Raw genomic sequence first — 16,552 nt, forward strand, 5'->3', positions numbered from 1 at the left:
GAACCAGAAAGCCCGCAATCATGCGGGCTTTCTGGTGTATCCGTCCTGCGGGTGCCAGCCTGGGCTGGCTACCCGATCATTCCCACTCGATAGTGGCCGGCGGCTTGCTCGACACGTCGTAGGTAACGCGCGAGATACCGTCGATTTCGTTGATGATACGACCGCTGACAGTTTCCAGCAGCTCGTACGGCAGGTGTGCCCAACGCGCGGTCATGAAGTCCACGGTCTCGACGGCACGCAGGGCCACAACCCAGGCGTAGCGACGGCCGTCGCCGACGACGCCGACCGACTTGACCGGCTGGAACACCACGAACGCCTGGCTGGTCTTGTGGTACCAGTCGGCCTTGCGCAGCTCTTCGATGAAGATGTGGTCGGCGCGACGCAGGATGTCGGCGTATTCCTTCTTCACTTCACCGAGGATACGCACGCCCAGGCCCGGGCCCGGGAACGGGTGGCGGTAGACCATGTCGTACGGCAGGCCCAGCTCCAGGCCGATCTTGCGCACTTCATCCTTGAACAGCTCACGCAGCGGCTCGACCAGCTTGAGGTTCATCTCCTCCGGCAGGCCACCAACGTTGTGGTGCGACTTGATCACGTGAGCCTTGCCGCTCTTGGCGCCAGCCGACTCGATCACGTCCGGGTAGATGGTGCCCTGGGCGAGGAACTGGATGTTCTCCAGCTTGCTGGCTTCGGCATCGAACACGTCGATGAAGGTGCGGCCGATGATCTTGCGCTTCTTCTCAGGGTCGGCTTCGCCGGCCAGGTTGTCCAGGAACTGCTTTTCAGCGTCGGCGCGGATCACCTTGACGCCCATGTTCTCTTTGAACATGGCCATCACCTGGTCGCCTTCGTGCAGGCGCAGCAGGCCGTTGTCGACGAATACGCAGGTCAGCTGGTCGCCGATGGCGCGGTGCAGCAGCGCGGCAACCACCGAGCTGTCAACGCCGCCGGACAGGCCCAGCAGAACGTTGGCCGAACCGACTTGCGCACGCACCTGGGCGATGGCGTCTTCGACGATGTTGGACGCCGTCCACAGGGCTTCACAGCCGCAGATGTCCTGCACGAAGCGGGACAGGATGCGACCACCTTGCTTGGTGTGGGTCACTTCGGGGTGGAACTGCACGCCGTAGTAGCCGCGGACGTCGTCGTACATGCCGGCGATCGGGCAGCTTGGGGTGCTGGCCAGAATGTTGAAGTTGCCAGGCATCTGGGTGACCTTGTCACCGTGGCTCATCCACACGTCCAGGCCCAGCACGCCGTCGTCATCAACGTGGTCTTCGATGCCGTCGAGCAGGCGGCTCTTGCCGACAACGTCCACACGGGCATAGCCGAACTCACGCAGGTCGGAACCTTCTACCTTGCCGCCCATCTGCTCGGCCATGGTCTGCATGCCGTAGCAGATACCCAGCACAGGCACATTCAGGTCAAACACGGCCTGCGGAGCGCGCGGGCTGTTGGCTTCGTGGACCGACTCGGGGCCGCCGGCGAGGATGATGCCGCGCGGGTTGAATTCGCGGATCGCTTCATCGTCCATGTCGAACGGGTGCAGTTCGCAGTACACGCCGATTTCGCGCACGCGGCGGGCGATCAGCTGGGTGTACTGGGAACCGAAATCGAGGATCAGGATGCGGTGAGCGTGAATGTCGAGGGCCATGACTCAATCTCGTCAGTGGAAATCGGAAACGACGCGGGGCTGTCATGACAGCCCCGCTTTATGTTGTAGCTGGAAGCCTCAGCCTACGCGGTAGTTAGGGGCTTCTTTGGTGATTTGCACGTCGTGCACGTGGGACTCGGCCATGCCGGCACCGGTGATGCGCACGAACTCCGGCTTGGTGCGCATTTCTTCGATGGTTGCGCTGCCGGTGTAGCCCATGGACGAACGCAGGCCGCCCATCAGCTGGTGGATGATCGCGGCCAGGGCGCCTTTGTAAGGAACGCGGCCTTCGATGCCTTCCGGTACCAGCTTCTCGGCGCCGGCCGAGGAGTCCTGGAAGTAACGGTCGGACGAGCCTTGTGCCTGTGCCATGGCACCCAGCGAGCCCATGCCGCGGTAGGCCTTGTAGGAACGGCCCTGGAACAGCTCGACTTCACCCGGGGCCTCTTCGGTACCGGCGAACATCGAACCCATCATCACGCAGGAAGCACCGGCAACGATGGCCTTGGACAGGTCACCGGAGAAGCGGATACCGCCGTCAGCGATCAGTGGCACGCCAGTGCCTTCCAGTGCTGCTGCGACGTTGGCGATGGCGCTGATTTGCGGCACGCCGACACCGGCAACGATACGGGTGGTGCAGATAGAGCCAGGGCCGATACCAACCTTGACCGCATCGGCACCCGCTTCGGCCAGGGCCTTGGCGGCAGCGCCGGTGGCGATGTTGCCGCCGATCACCTGCACTTGCGGGTAGGTTTCCTTCACCCAGCGTACGCGGTCGATCACACCTTTGGAGTGGCCGTGGGCAGTGTCGACGACGACGACATCAACGCCAGCCGCCACCAGGGCAGCAACGCGCTCGCCGGTGTCCTTGCCGGTGCCGACGGCGGCGCCGACGCGCAGGCGACCCTGGTCGTCCTTGCTGGCCAGCGGGTAAGCCTTGGCCTTTTCGATGTCCTTGACGGTCATCATGCCCTTGAGGTTGAACTTGTCGTCAACGATCAGGACTTTTTCCAGGCGATGCTTGTGCAGCAGCTCGCGAACTTCGTTCTTGTCGGCGCCTTCGCGGACGGTGACCAGGCGCTCTTTCGGCGTCATCACGTCGCGAACCTTGGCGTCCAGGCGATTTTCGAAGCGCACGTCACGGGAGGTGACGATGCCGACCAGGTCGCCGTTGGCCAGTACCGGCACGCCGGAGATGTTGTTCAGGCGGGTCAGCTCGAACAGGTCGCGCACAGTGGCATCGGCGTCGATGGTGATCGGGTCCTTGACCACGCCAGCCTCGAACTTCTTGACCTTGCGCACTTCGCCGGCCTGTTGTTCGATGGTCATGTTCTTGTGGATGATGCCGATACCGCCTTCCTGAGCCATGGCAATGGCCAGACGCGCTTCGGTCACGGTATCCATGGCAGCGGAAACCAGCGGAATGTTCAGCTCGATGCCACGGGTCAAACGGGTCTTGAGACTGACTTCATTGGGCAGTACCTCGGAATAGCCAGGTACAAGGAGGATATCGTCGAAGGTCAGGGCTTCTTGGCTGATACGCAGCATCGCGGGGGCTCCCGGGCGGGAAAAATGGAAGCGCGCCATTATACTCATGCATGGCGCGCCGCTCAATGCAAAATAAGGGCCTTCGGTCAGGCTTGTGGCAGTTTTACCTGCACCACGGCCACCGGCTGGTCGAGCCAGTCGGCGAAGCTGTCGAGAAAGGCCTGGGTGAACCCGGCCTCGCCCCAGTTGTTGAAGATGAACCCCAGGTTGGAAAAGGCACATGGCTGCAGGTAAATGAAGCCATTGATGTCATCTTCGAAGCCGCACAGTGGGCAGGTGAAGTTGTCGCTCACTGCCGGCATCCACTCTTCCAGGCTTTCGAACAACGGCTCGCCTACCTCGCGCCGGCACTCCGGGCAACCGGCTTCTTCGAGGAAGCCTTCGGTGGGGGTATAGATGCAGCGTTTGAGCATCACTTCCAGGCCGTTGACCGGTTCGTCGAAGGGCAGTTTTTCCGGGTGCAGGGCCACTTTGCGCGCCCCTGCCGCCAGGGCGTGGCCCATGCGGTTGCCGGTGCGGCCACAGGTGGTCAGCTGCTCCTCGACGACCTTTTCGCGCACCAGCCAGCGCAGGATGGCGCGGGCACGGGCTTCATGCACCGGGACGGTAGACAGCTTTGGAACGATGATGCTCTGGGTGTTCATGAACGGGACAAGCCTGAGAAACGCCGGTAATGACGCAATTCTACCGCTCAGGCGCTCAGGTAGCGACCAATCAACGCCAGCCCACTGGCCAGCACCAGCCAGGTCACCAGCCGTACGAACGCTTCGCGGGACAACCGGTTGGTCAACCGACGCCCTACCCAAAGGCCAATGAACATGACAGGCAGCAGGGAGGCGGCGAGCAGCAGCAGGCTTTGGTCGGCATAGACACCGGCAATCAGGAACAGTGACAGACGCACTATCGTACTGCAGCTGATCAGCGCGCTCTGGGTGGCGCGTACCTGTTCCTTCACCTCCAGCCGTGCGCTCAGGTAAAGGGCATAAAGAAACCCGCCGCTGCCGAACAAAGCCCCGAACAACCCGCCTGCCGTGCCCATCGGCACCGCCCAGAAGCCGGACAGGCTGGCTGGCCTCACTTTCACTGCCAGCCCGTAAACTGCATAGGCAGTCACGAATCCCCCCATCAACAGCAGCAACAGGTCGGACTTCAGTTGCAGCAGGAACACCACGCCCAACGTACAACCCAAGGCCATGAAGGGCAGCATCCGCAGCAATTCACTGCGGACCACATCCCGGCGCGACGGCAGCAGGTTGCCGAACGCGGCCACGAAATCCAGCAGCACCAGCAACGGGATGATGCGTGACAACGGCATGAAGTGAATCAGCACCGGCCCCGCCACCAGTGCAGTACCGAAGCCGGCGATGCCGAAGACGATGTAGGCCGCGGCAATGGCGAACAGGATCGGCAGCCAGTCAAGGCCGGAAAACGACAGTTGGGCAAGCATGGCAGCAGTTCCTGGGAAGACAGGCAAAGGTTAGCCAGCCATGAGCCATGCCGACTAATATGCCTTTATCCCAAAAGCCATCTCGAAAAGGCATGACATGACGTCGATCCGACAATTGCGTTACTTCGTGGAGATCGCCGAGTGCGGCAGTTTCAGCAGTGCAGCCGAGCGCCTGTACGTCGCCCAGTCGGCCCTTAGCCGGCAGATCAAGGAGCTGGAGCAACAACTGGGCACGCCGCTGTTCGAACGCACGGCGCGCCTGCCTCGCCTGACGCTGGCGGGTCAGGCCTTTCTTGAACGGGCGCGACGCTTGCTGGCCGACCTGGCACAGGCCGAGCGGGTTACCCGTGACATTGGCCAAGGGTTGCAAGGCAGCTTGCGCCTGAACCATTCCAGCACCGTGCCGCTGACCGGCGGGCTTCTGGCTCGCCTGGGGAACTACCTGAAGCACAACCCAGGGGTTTCGCTGGAGATTGCGCAGCAGTCATCGGAGGCACAGCTGGAAGACATTGCTGCCGGACGGCTGGATATCGGCCTGTTGCGCTTGCCGGTGCTGCGCCAGCATGAAGGCGTGGTGCTGCATGAGTTGTTCGACGAACCCTTGTTGCTGGCGGTCGCCGCTGGGCACCCCTTGGCGGGTACTCAGCACGTGCAACTGGAGCAATTGAAGGAAGAACGCTTCATTTCCATCCCGCACCGGGATCGCGGTGGCTTGAGCTACCTGTCGGCCTCGTTGTGCATGGGGGCAGGGTTCTTCCCGCAGGCGGCGCAGGTACTGTCGCGCAAGACTACGCAGTTGCAGCTGATACAGGCGGGGTTTGGGGTGGCGTTGTTGCCAGAGTGCATGCGCCAGATCGCACCCGCTTCGGTCAGTTTCGTGGCGCTGGAAGGCGATTGCCAGAGCACAGTGGCGCTGGCCTGTCGCCGCGATGCGGGGCAGATAGCCAGGCAGTTCGTAACGGCCCTGCAGGCCTGAACCTTGTTCTTCGCCGGTGCACCCGCTCCAACAGGGCCCGGGACAGACAACCGGGGCCGATGTCATTTATGATGCCAGCCATGATCAAAGACCCTTTCGAACGACTCGGGCTGGACCGCGAGGTCCTTACCGTCAGCCAACTCAACGGCCGCGCCCGCGTGCTGCTGGAAGACGTTTTCCGCAGCGTGTGGGTGGAAGGCGAAATCTCCAACCTCGCCCGCCCGGCGTCCGGCCACATGTACTTCACCCTCAAGGACAGCGGCGCCCAGGTGCGTTGTGCGTTGTTCCGGCAGAACGCCACGCGGGTACGCCAGGCGCTGCGCGACGGCCTGGCGGTGCGGGTGCGTGGCAAGGTTTCGCTGTTCGAGGGGCGTGGCGACTACCAGCTTATTCTCGACACTGTCGAGCCAGCCGGTGATGGCGCGCTGCGCCTGGCTTTCGATGCCCTGAAGGAAAAGCTCGGGGCCGAGGGGCTGTTCAGCGCCGAACGAAAGAAGCCACTGCCGGCTCACCCGCAGCGCATCGGCATCATCACCTCGCCCACTGGCGCGGTGATCCGCGACATCATCAGCGTGTTCGGCCGCCGTGCCCCGCAGGTGGAGCTGAACCTGATACCTACGGCGGTACAGGGCCGCGAAGCCATCGCGCAGATCGTACGCGCCATCCGCCTGGCCGACAGCCTCGGCTTCGATGCGCTGATTCTGGCGCGGGGTGGGGGTTCGCTGGAAGACCTGTGGTGTTTCAACGAGGAAGCCGTGGCGCGTGCCGTGGCCGCCTGCGTCACGCCGATTGTCAGCGCCGTGGGCCATGAAACCGACGTGTCGATCAGCGACTTCGTGGCTGACGTGCGCGCGCCCACCCCGTCGGCTGCCGCCGAGCTGCTGGCCCCTGACAACAGCGGCCTTCGGCAACGCCTGGATGGCCTGCAACGGCGCCTGCTGCTGCGCATGCAGAACCGCCTGACCCACGACCGCCTGCGCCTGGAGTCACTCACCCGCCGCCTGCGTCATCCAGGCGAGCGTTTGCGCCAGCAGGCTCAACGCCTGGACGACCTGGACATGCGCCTGCGTCGCGCGTTCATGCTCAACCTCAACCAGCGCCGCGAACGCCTGGCACGCCTGGACGCCCGCCTGGCCGCGCAGCATCCGGGGCGTAACCTGAAACTGCTGAACCAGCGCCTGGACAGCCTGGCCGAGCGCCTGCCACGGGCCATGCGTGAGGTGCTCAAGGACCGTCGCCAGCGGTTCCAGGCCCAGTTGCAGACACTGCAGGTGGTCAGTCCGCTGGCCACCCTGGCCCGCGGATACAGCATATTGCTGGATGAACAAGGCCAGGCCATTCGCAGCGCGGAACAGACCCACAACGGCCAACGCCTGACCGCCCGCCTGAACGAAGGCGAGCTGCTGGTGCGGGTCGAAGACAACCACCTGACCCCGGTCACCCTCTCACTACTGGACTGACACATGCCCCGCGTGCTCGCGCATCTGCTTGCCCTTTCCCTGCTGCTGCTGGCCGGCGGCGCCCAGGCCAGCTACATCACCCGCACACTGAACAAACCGGTACCCGGCGGTGTGGCAGTCGTCGACCTGGGCCCCGCCGCCAACGCACCCAGCGCCCGTTTCGACGGCAAACCGGTGCTGGTGGTGAAGGAGCAGGACAACTGGCTGGCCATCGTCGGCATCCCGCTGACCCAGAAGCCCGGCACCGCAGTGCTGAACCAGGGCGGGCGCACCCTGCCTTTCAGCGTAGGCAGCAAGAAGTACCCTGAGCAGCGCATCACCCTGAAGAACACGCGTCAGGTCAACCCGAACCCGGCCGACCTCAAGCGCATCGACCGCGAACTGGCCGAGCAGATCAAGGCCTACCGCAGCTTCAGCCCTAACCTGCCGAGCAACCTGGTTCTCGACAAGCCGGTCAACGGCCCGCTGTCGAGCAAGTTCGGCGTGCGCCGCTTCTTCAACGGCGAAGAACGCAACCCGCATGCGGGGCTGGATTTTGCGGTGCCGGCAGGCACGCCGATCAAGACACCCGCCAATGGCAAAGTGATTCTGGTGGGAGACTATTTCTTCAACGGCCGCACGGTGTTCGTCGACCATGGGCAGGGCTTTATCAGCATGTTCTGCCACATGTCGAAAATCGATGTGCAGGTGGGCCAGCAACTGCGTCGTGGCGAGGTGGTCGGGCGCGTGGGCTCGACCGGGCGGGCTACCGGGCCGCACATGCACTGGAACGTCAGCCTGAACGATGCGCGGGTGGACCCGGCGATTTTCATTGGCGCGTTCCAGCCCTGAAACTGCGGCGCCTGCTTCGCGGGCACGCCCGCTCCCACAGGTACAGCGAAGCCTTCAGACACAGCACAATACTTGTGGGAGCGGGCATGCCCGCGAAGAGGCCAGCACAGTCGACAGCAGTTCAACTGTGTTGCGCCATCGAAAAATACTGCGCAAACATCAATAAGCGCCTAGCAGATCCAAGCCATAAAATCTCGCCTAATGGCTTTTTTTAAGCATTCCTCTCAATTTTTCCCGAACGCTTGCCATCCCCCACCCCACTGGTTAAGTTTGAAGGCATGAAAACCTTCAGCACCCTCATCCTGCTCCGACAACATCGCAGCCTCTGCCTGGTCAGCGCCCGACTACCAGGCTGAATCGCGTCGCCTCGCCTCTTCATATCGTTATCGCTCGGCAGGCCCGATCTCGGCCGCACACAAAAGGATTGCTTCCATGACCATGCTCAAAGACCCTTCGAAGAAATACCGCGCTTTCCCGACCATCGACCTGCCTGACCGTACCTGGCCGTCGAAGACCATCACCCAGGCACCTATCTGGTGCAGTTCCGACCTGCGTGACGGCAACCAGTCGCTGATCGAGCCGATGGACTCGGAGAAGAAACTGCGCTTCTGGAAGACCTTGGTGCAGGTTGGCGTGAAGGAGATCGAAGCCTCGTTCCCGTCTGCCTCGCAAACCGATTTCGACTTCGTGCGCACCCTGATCGAGGACGGCCACATCCCGGATGACACCACCATCCAGGTGCTCACCCAGGCACGTGAAGACCTGATTGCCCGTACCTTCGAATCGCTGCGCGGTGCGAAGAAGGCCATCGTCCACCTGTACAACGCCACCAGCCCGTCGTTCCGCCGCATCGTCTTCAATCAGGACAAGCAAGGCGTGAAGGACATCGCGGTGAACGCGGCCAAGCTGTTCGTCAAGTACGCCGCCCAGCAGCCGGAAACCCAGTGGACCTTCCAGTACTCGCCAGAAACCTTCAGCGCCACTGAAATGGAGTTCGCCAAGGAGGTCTGCGACGCGGTCATCGAGGTGTGGAACCCTACCCCTGAACACAAGATCATCCTCAACCTGCCGGCCACCGTGGAAGTGTCCACGCCAAATATCTACGCCGATCAGATCGAGTGGTTCTGCCGCAACGTCAGCCGCCGCGACAGCGTGATCATCAGCCTGCACTGCCACAACGACCGCGGCACCGGCATCGCTGCCACCGAACTGGGCCTCATGGCCGGCGCCGACCGTGCCGAAGGCTGCCTGTTCGGCAACGGCGAGCGTACCGGTAACGTCGACCTGGTGACCTTGGCACTGAACCTCTACACCCAGGGCATCGACCCGTTGCTGGACTTCTCCGACATCGACGGCGTGCGCAAGGTGGTCGAAGAATGCAACCAGTTGCCGGTACACCCACGTCACCCGTATGTGGGCGACCTGGTCCATACCGCGTTCTCCGGCTCGCACCAGGACGCCATCCGCAAGGGCTTCGCCAAGCAGCAGGATGGGGAACTGTGGGAGGTGCCTTACCTGCCGATCGACCCGGCCGACATCGGCCGCAGCTATGAAGCGGTAATCCGCGTCAACAGCCAATCGGGCAAAGGCGGTATCACCTACCTGCTCGAGCAGGAATATGGCATCAGCCTGCCGCGTCGCATGCAGATCGAATTCAGCCAGGTGGTGCAGGGTGAGACTGACCGCCTGGGCCTGGAAATGACCGCCCAGCAGATCTACAGCCTGCTGCACAAGGAATACCTCCAGGCCAACGCGCCATACGCACTGGTCAGCCATCGCCTGCAGGAAGAAAACGGCCACAGCGCCGTGGAAGTGGAAGTTGCCGGTGAAGGCGAAACCACCCTGCACTGGCGCGGCAAGGGCAACGGCGCCCTGGAAGCACTGGTGGCCGGCCTGCCGATTGCCGTGGAGATCATGGACTACAACGAGCATGCGATTGGCGCTGGCACCAACGCCAAGGCAGCTGCCTACATCGAACTGCGCGTGGCCGGTGGCCGCCCGGTACATGGCGTGGGTATCGATGAGAACATCACCACGGCCAGCTTCAAGGCGCTGTTCAGTGCACTGAACCGCTCGCTGAGCCAGCAGGAAGCCAAGGCGGCCTGAAGCCTGGAATGAGGGATGAGAAAGCCCGCATCGTTTGATGCGGGCTTTTTTTGTTGGCCTGGACTGGCCCTTTCGCGGGTAAACCCGCTCCTACAACGGCCTGCGCCCAATCACCAATGTGTGTCCACCACCGATCAGGTGTAGGAGCGGGTTTACCCGCGAAAGGGCCAGCACAACCACGGCAAATACCCCAGGCAAAAAAAGGGGCGCCGACCAAGCGCCCCACAAGCCGTAAAGCACACAACTGTTTTCAGTTGGCGTCCAGCAGCGCCATCGCCTCGGCACTGCACGCTTCGATCCGCGCCCAGTCACCGTTCTTGATCCAGCTGCTGTCGAGCATCCAGGTTCCACCCACGCACATCACATTCGGCAGTGCCATGTAGTTGCGCACGTTGGCCGGGTTCACACCGCCGGTGGGACAAAAACGAATATCGCCGAACGGGCCACCAAAGGCCTTGATCGCCGCTACGCCGCCGCTGATTTCCGCCGGGAACAACTTGAACCGGCGGTAGCCCAGGGCATAGCCCATCATGATTTCGGACGGCGTGCTGATGCCCGGCAACAGCGGGATTTCACTGTCCACGCCAGCCTCGAGAATGTCCTGGGTAATGCCAGGGGTAACGACGAACTGCGCGCCCGCAGCTTCAACCGCTGCGAACATGCTGCGGTCGAGCACGGTACCGGCGCCGACACACAGCTCCGGGCGCTGCTCACGCAGCACCTGAATGGCCTTGAGGCCATGCTGCGAGCGCAGGGTCACTTCCAGGGTACGGATACCGCCAGCGGCCAGGGCGTCAGCCAGCGGCAGAATGTCTTCCTCACGAGCAATGGTGATTACCGGCAGGATGCGCGCCTTTTTGCAAATGGCGTCGATCCGCGCGGCTTTATCAGCCATCGAGAGCTTGGGCTGTGGGCGTTCAAGGGTGGTCATGACAGTGGATCCTTGGCTCATGGGCACCAGTAGATGTCCAGGGGGTCGTGAAGAAAAGCGCGAATCGGCATTTCAGTAAGGTCGTTGCCCGCCAGCGCGGCGCGCAGGGTAGCGAGTTTGCCCTGGCCTTGCACAGACAGCGCGATGAAGGCCGCGCTGGCCAGCAGCGAGCGGGTCATCGACAGGCGCTGGTGCGGCACGTTCGGCGCCAGCAACGGCAGGCAGCGCCGTGGGCCGGCCGGGTCCAGGCCTGCTTCCAGGTTGGGACTGGCGGGGAAGAGCGAGGCGGTATGGCCATCGTCGCCCATGCCCAGCACCAGCACGTCGATCGGCGGTAGCTCGGCCAAGGCCTGGTCAGCTTTGAGCGCAGCTGCATCGAGGTTCTCCGCCTGCTGGTACAGGCCAACGAAACGGGCCTTGGCCGCTTCGCCCTTCAACAGGTGACGGGCCAGCAGGCCGGCATTGCTGTCGGCGTGCTCCACCGGCACCCAGCGCTCATCAGCCAGGCTGACAGTGACCTTGGCCCAGTCCAGGTGCTCGCTGGCCAGTTTCTCCAGGAACGGCACCGGGCTGCGGCCGCCAGACAACACCACACAGGCCTGCCCCTTGGCGGCAATCGCGGCGCGCAGGCGCTCAGCCACATCATGAGCCAAGGACACGGACAGTGCCTTGGCATCCGCCAGTTCATGAGCCTTCACGGCCGCTGGCAGTTTCAATTCATATATCCCCATACCACGCCCTCCCATCGCGTGTGATCAGTGCAATCGAGCTCATCGGCCCCCAGGAGCCCGCCGCGTATGGCTTGGGCGCATCGCCCGCATTACGCCAGCCGGCGATCAACTGGTCGCACCACTTCCAGGCATACTCGATTTCGTCCTTGCGCACGAACAGGTTCTGGTTGCCGCGCATCACTTCGAGCAACAGCCGCTCGTAGGCATCCGGAATTCGTGCACTGCGCCAGGCATCGGAAAAATTCAGCTGCAATGGGCCACTGCGCAGTTGCATGCCCTTGTCCAGGCCCTGCTCCTTGGTCATCACCCGTAAAGAAATGCCTTCGTCCGGTTGCAGGCGGATGATCAGCTTGTTACCGATCTGCAAACGCTGTTCCGGGGCGAAGATGTAGTGCGGCGTTTCCTTGAAGTGAATGACGATCTGCGACAGTTTTTGCGGCATGCGCTTGCCGGTTCGCAGGTAGAACGGCACGCCCGACCAGCGCCAGTTACGGATGTCGGCGCGCAGGGCGACGAAGGTTTCGGTGTCGCTCTGGGCGTTGGCGTTGTCTTCTTCCAGGTAACCAGGTACCGGCTTGCCTTCGCTGTAGCCGGCAATGTACTGGCCACGCACCACACTGGTGCTCAAACCGTCACCAGTGATCGGTGCCAGGGCTTTGAGCACTTTCACCTTCTCGTCGCGGATGGCATCGGCGGACAGTTCGCTGGGCGGGTCCATGGCGATCAGGCACAGCAACTGCAGCAGGTGATTCTGGATCATGTCGCGCAGTTGGCCGGCCTTGTCGAAATAACCCCAACGGCCCTCGATACCGACCTTTTCCGCGACGGTAATCTCCACATGGGAGATGGAATTCTGGTTCCACTGGGTTTCGAACAGGCTATTGGCGAAGCGCAGGGCAATCAGGTTCTGCACCGTCTCTTTGCCCAGGTAATGGTCAATGCGGTAAACCCGGCTTTCAGGGAAGAACCGCGCCACGGCATCGTTGACCCGGCGCGACGACTCCAGGTCGTGGCCAATAGGTTTCTCGAGCACTACCCGGGTGCGCGCAGCCAGCCCGACCTTGTCGAGGTTTTCGCAGATGGCCCCATACACCGCCGCCGCCGTGGCGAAGTAGGCGATCAGCGGCAGCTCGCCCGGCAGCTGCTCGGCCAAGGCCTGATAGCCCTCGGGCTGAAGGAAGTCCAGGTGCTGGTAATTCAGGCGGGCAAGGAAGCGCCCCAGCGCAGCAGGCTCGATATCTGCCTCGGGCACGTGCCGGCGCAGGTGGGCTTCGATGCTGTCCAGGTGCTCCTGCGCACTGCCGACCTCACGGGCGAGGGCCAGCAGGCGGGTGTCCGGGTGCAACAGGTTGGCCCGGTCGAGCTGGTAGAGCGCAGGAAACAACTTGCGCAATGCCAGGTCGCCGAGGGCGCCAAACAGGGCAAAGGTGCAAGGTTCGACACTGATTGCGGCCATGATGTTGGTTCTTTCCTAAAGTTGGTCTAGGAATACCGCTTTCACACACGGTTTTCAAGGGATAATGTAGTAAAAACCACAACATTACACACAAGTGTTACAGACAAGTGGTACGCCAACCGCACCGACAGTACGATAGACGACCGTGCAAAAAGCCTGCTGCTCACACAGCCGGCTGTCTTCCCGACCCAAGGACACACCCATGGACCGCGTGCGAAACCTCCTGGAACAGATCCAGGGCCGCCTCGACGAGCTGAACAAGGCCGAACGCAAAGTCGCCGAAGTCATCCTGCTCAACCCGCAACAAGCCACCCGTTTCAGCATCGCTGCGCTGGCCCAGGCGGCCAAGGTCAGCGAACCGACCGTCAACCGCTTCTGCCGCTCGTTCGGCGTCAGCGGCTACCCCGAGCTCAAGCTGCAACTGGCGCAGAGCCTGGCCAGTGGTGCCGCCTATGTCAGCCGCGCGGTAGAGGCCGACGATGACCCGGCCGCCTACACCCAGAAGATCTTCGCCAGCGCCATCGCCTCGCTTGACAGCGCCTGCCAGCAACTGGACCCGCAGCAGGTCAGCCGCGCCGTGGACATGATGATCCAGGCCCGGCAGATCCACTTCTTCGGCCTCGGCGCCTCGGCCCCGGTGGCCCTGGATGCGCAGCACAAGTTCTTCCGCTTCAACCTGGCCGTGTCGGCCCACGCCGATGTGCTGATGCAGCGCATGCTGGCCTCGGTCGCCCACACCGGTGATCTGTTCGTGATCATTTCCTACACCGGGCGCACCCGCGAACTGGTCGACGTGGCGCGCCTGGCACGTGAAAACGGCGCTTCGGTGCTGGGCCTCACCGCCGCAGGCTCGCCACTGGCCAATGCCTGCAGCCTGAGCCTGCACATTCCGCTGCCGGAAGATACCGACATCTACATGCCAATGACCTCGCGGATCATCCAGCTGACCGTGCTCGATGTACTGGCCACCGGCATGACCTTGCGCCGCGGCGTGGACTTCCAGCCTCACCTGCGCAAGATCAAGGAAAGCCTCAACGCCAGCCGTTACCCGATCGAGGACGACGACCTCAACTGAGCCGGTGCGCCTGCAAACGCAGGTGCGCACGCTGCCCAGGTGCCAGGCTCAGGCCTTCGCCACTGCCGCTGGTCGCCTCGACGCAGACAAAACGCTGCGACTCGCGGCCAGTCACCCCCATCAGCGGGCGATTGCCAGGGTGCCAGACCACGGTGTCGTCGCTGTCACCGGTGTCGATGCACAGCTCGCGCTGCCAGGCCGGGTCCTGCAATTGCACCCGTGGCGTACCGGGGTAGACCTTCTGGCAGCCGCCCTTGAGCTTCAGCGCGCCATCTTCACGGCAAGCCTGGCGGTTGAGGCGGTCGTAGCCCTCGATGTCTTCCAGACCAGACAGCGCTATCTCGGACACGTCACTGATGCGCCAGTACGCCAGCAGCGCATGGCTCAACTGGCAGGGTTCGCTGTCCTGATGTTCGGTGCTCAGGCTCAGCTCCATGCGGCTACCCAGCCGGGCATGCAGGTCGACCTGCCAGTCGCACAGGTCCAGCCGCCATTTCAGGGTCACGCCCTCCTCGTCCTCACGGCTGTCCACCAGCTTCCAGTCCAGCAACCGCGCCCAACCGTGGGCCGGCCACAGGTCTTCGCTGGGATGACGGCCATACCAGGGCCAGCACACCGGCACACCACCGCGGATCGCCCCCACCTGCGGCCACTGTTCGGCGCACCACAGCCACGGCCGTTCACCCGCTGGTTGAAAGTGCAGCAACTGCGCGCCCTGGCGGCTGAACACCGCCTGGCAACGGGGGTGGTCGATGATCAGGACATCGCGCTGCTGATAACGCTCCCACTCGAATGTCGGCCGGGGCCGCTGCGAGGAGAAGAAGCGATGGAGCGGATGTTCGGGCATGGTTCAGAGCTCTTGTTGTTTGAGATAGCGCTGTCTCGGCCTATCCCCAACACCCACTGCAGACCAGTGGGTGCCGGGAACCGAAAATGGATTGGCGTAAATTTACAACAAGTTGCCTCAGAATGACGACTGAATCTTCAAGCCAGCGACCAGCGCGTTATCCACCTCGTCCACCCCGCCAGGGCTCTTGATGTACTGCAGGTTGGGCCTCACGGTCAGCCAGTTGGTAACGTGGAAGCCGTAGTAGAGCTCTGCGTTGTATTCGGTACGCTGCAGCGGTACGAAACCAGGGTTGTCGTAATCGTTGATGCCGCTCTGTGCGTTGAGCAGTTCGGCGCGCTTCTTCACGTCGTCATTCACATGAATACGCGCCACACCGAAGCCGATGTCATCCTTGGGCCGGGCGTCGAAAGCGCCTTTGTAGACCAGCCCCACCTGCTGGTAGTTGTCGACCACGTTGGTGGCCTTGTCGTGCACGGTGAAGTTGGCGAACAGGCTGAGGCCCCGGTTGACGTCGCCGCCATGGGCAGTGACCTGCTGCTGCGCCACCACCCACCATCCGTGCTTGCTGGAATGCGATTTGAAGGCCTCACCGGTCAGCCCCTGCGGGTTGCCGTTGACGTCGTCGTACACATCGTCAGCCTTGGCCGTGCTGTAGTAGTAACCCAGGCGGTACTCGCCCGGCAGACCATTGACCTTGGGCGACCACACCGCTTCCACCGGCAAGATCGCCCCCTTGGTACCGCTACCGCTCAGCTTGAAGCCGTTGCCGGTTTCCAGGTTGGAAGGGTTCTGCTCGAAGGCCCCGACCTGCACGAAGAACGCTGGGGTGATGTTGTACTTCACCCGCAGCGCCCACTGGCTGACCGGCCAGTTGTACCAGATGCCGCCCACCCAGTTGCCCACCTGCGAGCCGCAGAAGGCCAGGTTCTGGAAGTCGCAAGGGAAGCTGTTGAAGTCCTCGCCCTCGCCAAAACGGCCAAATTTCACGTCCAGCGCGCCGTCGAAGTACTTCTGCTTGATCCACATCTGGGTCAGGCGCCAGGTCTGGCCACGGCCCCACACCTCCTGCACCGAGCTGAACTGCCCGGCGCGCGGGTCGCTGATGCGGTCGTTGGACAGGTTGCGACCGCTTCGCTCGGTGATCGCCAGCTTGAACTCGGCATCATGCCAACCCAGTATCTTCTGCAAGTCCAGATGCGCGCCGAGGGCGAACTGGTCGCTGTAGCGTGCCGTCTTGTCGTCGTTGTAGCCGCCATGCAGGTTGCCAGCCACCTCACCCACATAATCGAGGGTGAAGTCATAGCCCTTGTCCAGCAGCTCGGTCCGGGTGCCGCCCCAGTCGCCGGTCATCCATTTGGATTCGCTGGAAAAAGCCTCGGCAGCCTGTGTACCGCTGCTGCCTACAAGTGCAAGCAAGGCCAGCGATCCCAGTGTCTTGATGCGTTTGCGCTGTTCCATCCCTTTGCGTCCTCTTTTTCTTATTGATG

Annotated in this window: 14 protein-coding genes; 5 read left to right on the forward strand and 9 right to left on the reverse strand. The window is 62.7% G+C overall.

All coding sequences use genetic code 11. From position 1 onward, the window contains the following. Positions 1-76 precede the first annotated feature (76 nt). From guaA to C4Q27_RS05975, 4 genes are all read right to left on the reverse strand, one after another. Positions 77-1,654 (reverse strand): glutamine-hydrolyzing GMP synthase, encoded by a 1,578-nt coding sequence (gene guaA / locus C4Q27_RS05960; protein ID WP_003255024.1) that lies wholly within the window; start codon positions 1,652-1,654, stop codon positions 77-79. Between the two features lie 78 nt (positions 1,655-1,732). Further along, positions 1,733-3,202, reverse strand: coding sequence for an IMP dehydrogenase (gene guaB, locus C4Q27_RS05965; protein ID WP_003255025.1), 1,470 nt, complete (start codon positions 3,200-3,202; stop codon positions 1,733-1,735). An 86-nt stretch (positions 3,203-3,288) separates the two neighbouring features. After that, entirely contained in the window at positions 3,289-3,846 is a 558-nt protein-coding gene (locus tag C4Q27_RS05970; protein WP_020193644.1) for a hypothetical protein, read from the reverse strand. A gap of 47 nt (positions 3,847-3,893) precedes the next feature. Beyond that, positions 3,894-4,649, reverse strand: coding sequence for a sulfite exporter TauE/SafE family protein (locus tag C4Q27_RS05975; RefSeq protein WP_104886622.1), 756 nt, complete (start codon positions 4,647-4,649; stop codon positions 3,894-3,896). Positions 4,650-4,746: 97 nt separating this feature from the next. On the opposite strand from C4Q27_RS05975, the gene C4Q27_RS05980 reads away from it, so the two are divergent. The 4 genes from C4Q27_RS05980 (at position 4,747) to leuA (ending at position 10,022) form a co-directional block, all read left to right on the forward strand. Then, positions 4,747-5,625: a LysR family transcriptional regulator gene (locus C4Q27_RS05980; protein ID WP_064493198.1), complete on the forward strand. Its 879-nt coding sequence runs from the start codon at positions 4,747-4,749 to the stop codon at positions 5,623-5,625. Positions 5,626-5,705: 80 nt separating this feature from the next. Next, positions 5,706-7,085, forward strand: a complete 1,380-nt coding sequence (gene xseA, locus C4Q27_RS05985) for an exodeoxyribonuclease VII large subunit (protein ID WP_104886623.1) — start codon at positions 5,706-5,708, stop codon at positions 7,083-7,085. A gap of 3 nt (positions 7,086-7,088) precedes the next feature. Continuing rightward, positions 7,089-7,916 carry a M23 family metallopeptidase gene (locus C4Q27_RS05990; RefSeq protein ID WP_054889405.1) on the forward strand — a complete coding sequence of 276 codons (828 nt, stop codon included), beginning with the start codon at positions 7,089-7,091 and terminating at the stop codon, positions 7,914-7,916. 432 nt (positions 7,917-8,348) lie between these two features. Beyond that, a complete protein-coding gene (gene leuA / locus C4Q27_RS05995; protein ID WP_010952204.1) occupies positions 8,349-10,022 on the forward strand; it encodes a 2-isopropylmalate synthase in 1,674 nt (557 codons plus the stop codon). Between the two features lie 250 nt (positions 10,023-10,272). Here the strand turns inward: leuA and C4Q27_RS06005 are convergent, their stop codons facing one another. From C4Q27_RS06005 to zwf, 3 genes are read right to left on the reverse strand one after another with little or no spacing between them, the layout of a single operon-like run. After that, positions 10,273-10,953 (reverse strand): bifunctional 4-hydroxy-2-oxoglutarate aldolase/2-dehydro-3-deoxy-phosphogluconate aldolase, encoded by a 681-nt coding sequence (locus tag C4Q27_RS06005; RefSeq protein ID WP_003255037.1) that lies wholly within the window; start codon positions 10,951-10,953, stop codon positions 10,273-10,275. Positions 10,954-10,970: 17 nt separating this feature from the next. Beyond that, positions 10,971-11,684: a 6-phosphogluconolactonase gene (pgl, locus tag C4Q27_RS06010; RefSeq protein ID WP_104886625.1), complete on the reverse strand. Its 714-nt coding sequence runs from the start codon at positions 11,682-11,684 to the stop codon at positions 10,971-10,973. Next, positions 11,671-13,140 carry a glucose-6-phosphate dehydrogenase gene (gene zwf, locus C4Q27_RS06015; RefSeq protein ID WP_010952201.1) on the reverse strand — a complete coding sequence of 490 codons (1,470 nt, stop codon included), beginning with the start codon at positions 13,138-13,140 and terminating at the stop codon, positions 11,671-11,673. The genes pgl and zwf overlap by 14 nt, the downstream gene beginning before the upstream one ends. 211 nt (positions 13,141-13,351) lie before the next feature. Here zwf and hexR point away from each other — a divergent pair, with 211 nt between their 5' ends. Then, complete coding sequence (gene hexR / locus C4Q27_RS06020) at positions 13,352-14,215, forward strand: DNA-binding transcriptional regulator HexR (RefSeq protein ID WP_198748214.1); 864 nt, start codon at positions 13,352-13,354, stop codon at positions 14,213-14,215. On the opposite strand, the gene C4Q27_RS06025 is transcribed toward hexR, so the two are convergent. Next, entirely contained in the window at positions 14,208-15,062 is an 855-nt protein-coding gene (locus tag C4Q27_RS06025; protein WP_003255044.1) for a D-hexose-6-phosphate mutarotase, read from the reverse strand. The two genes, hexR and C4Q27_RS06025, sit on opposite strands and share 8 nt — an antisense overlap. Before the next feature lie 117 nt (positions 15,063-15,179). After that, positions 15,180-16,523 (reverse strand): carbohydrate porin, encoded by a 1,344-nt coding sequence (locus tag C4Q27_RS06030; protein WP_064493193.1) that lies wholly within the window; start codon positions 16,521-16,523, stop codon positions 15,180-15,182. Positions 16,524-16,552 lie beyond the last annotated feature (29 nt).

Origin of the sequence: Pseudomonas sp. SWI36, assembly GCF_002948105.1 — a bacterium.
Classification (GTDB): domain Bacteria; phylum Pseudomonadota; class Gammaproteobacteria; order Pseudomonadales; family Pseudomonadaceae; genus Aquipseudomonas; species Aquipseudomonas alloputida.

Coding starts and splice junctions, on each gene's coding strand:
- guaA (WP_003255024.1), bottom strand. CDS start 1,654: ATGGCCCTCGACATTCACGCTCACCGCATCCTGATCCTCGATTTCGGT.
- guaB (WP_003255025.1), bottom strand. CDS start 3,202: ATGCTGCGTATCAGCCAAGAAGCCCTGACCTTCGACGATATCCTCCTT.
- C4Q27_RS05970 (WP_020193644.1), bottom strand. CDS start 3,846: ATGAACACCCAGAGCATCATCGTTCCAAAGCTGTCTACCGTCCCGGTG.
- C4Q27_RS05975 (WP_104886622.1), bottom strand. CDS start 4,649: ATGCTTGCCCAACTGTCGTTTTCCGGCCTTGACTGGCTGCCGATCCTG.
- C4Q27_RS05980 (WP_064493198.1), top strand. CDS start 4,747: ATGACGTCGATCCGACAATTGCGTTACTTCGTGGAGATCGCCGAGTGC.
- xseA (WP_104886623.1), top strand. CDS start 5,706: ATGATCAAAGACCCTTTCGAACGACTCGGGCTGGACCGCGAGGTCCTT.
- C4Q27_RS05990 (WP_054889405.1), top strand. CDS start 7,089: ATGCCCCGCGTGCTCGCGCATCTGCTTGCCCTTTCCCTGCTGCTGCTG.
- leuA (WP_010952204.1), top strand. CDS start 8,349: ATGACCATGCTCAAAGACCCTTCGAAGAAATACCGCGCTTTCCCGACC.
- C4Q27_RS06005 (WP_003255037.1), bottom strand. CDS start 10,953: ATGACCACCCTTGAACGCCCACAGCCCAAGCTCTCGATGGCTGATAAA.
- pgl (WP_104886625.1), bottom strand. CDS start 11,684: ATGGGGATATATGAATTGAAACTGCCAGCGGCCGTGAAGGCTCATGAA.
- zwf (WP_010952201.1), bottom strand. CDS start 13,140: ATGGCCGCAATCAGTGTCGAACCTTGCACCTTTGCCCTGTTTGGCGCC.
- C4Q27_RS06025 (WP_003255044.1), bottom strand. CDS start 15,062: ATGCCCGAACATCCGCTCCATCGCTTCTTCTCCTCGCAGCGGCCCCGG.
- C4Q27_RS06030 (WP_064493193.1), bottom strand. CDS start 16,523: ATGGAACAGCGCAAACGCATCAAGACACTGGGATCGCTGGCCTTGCTT.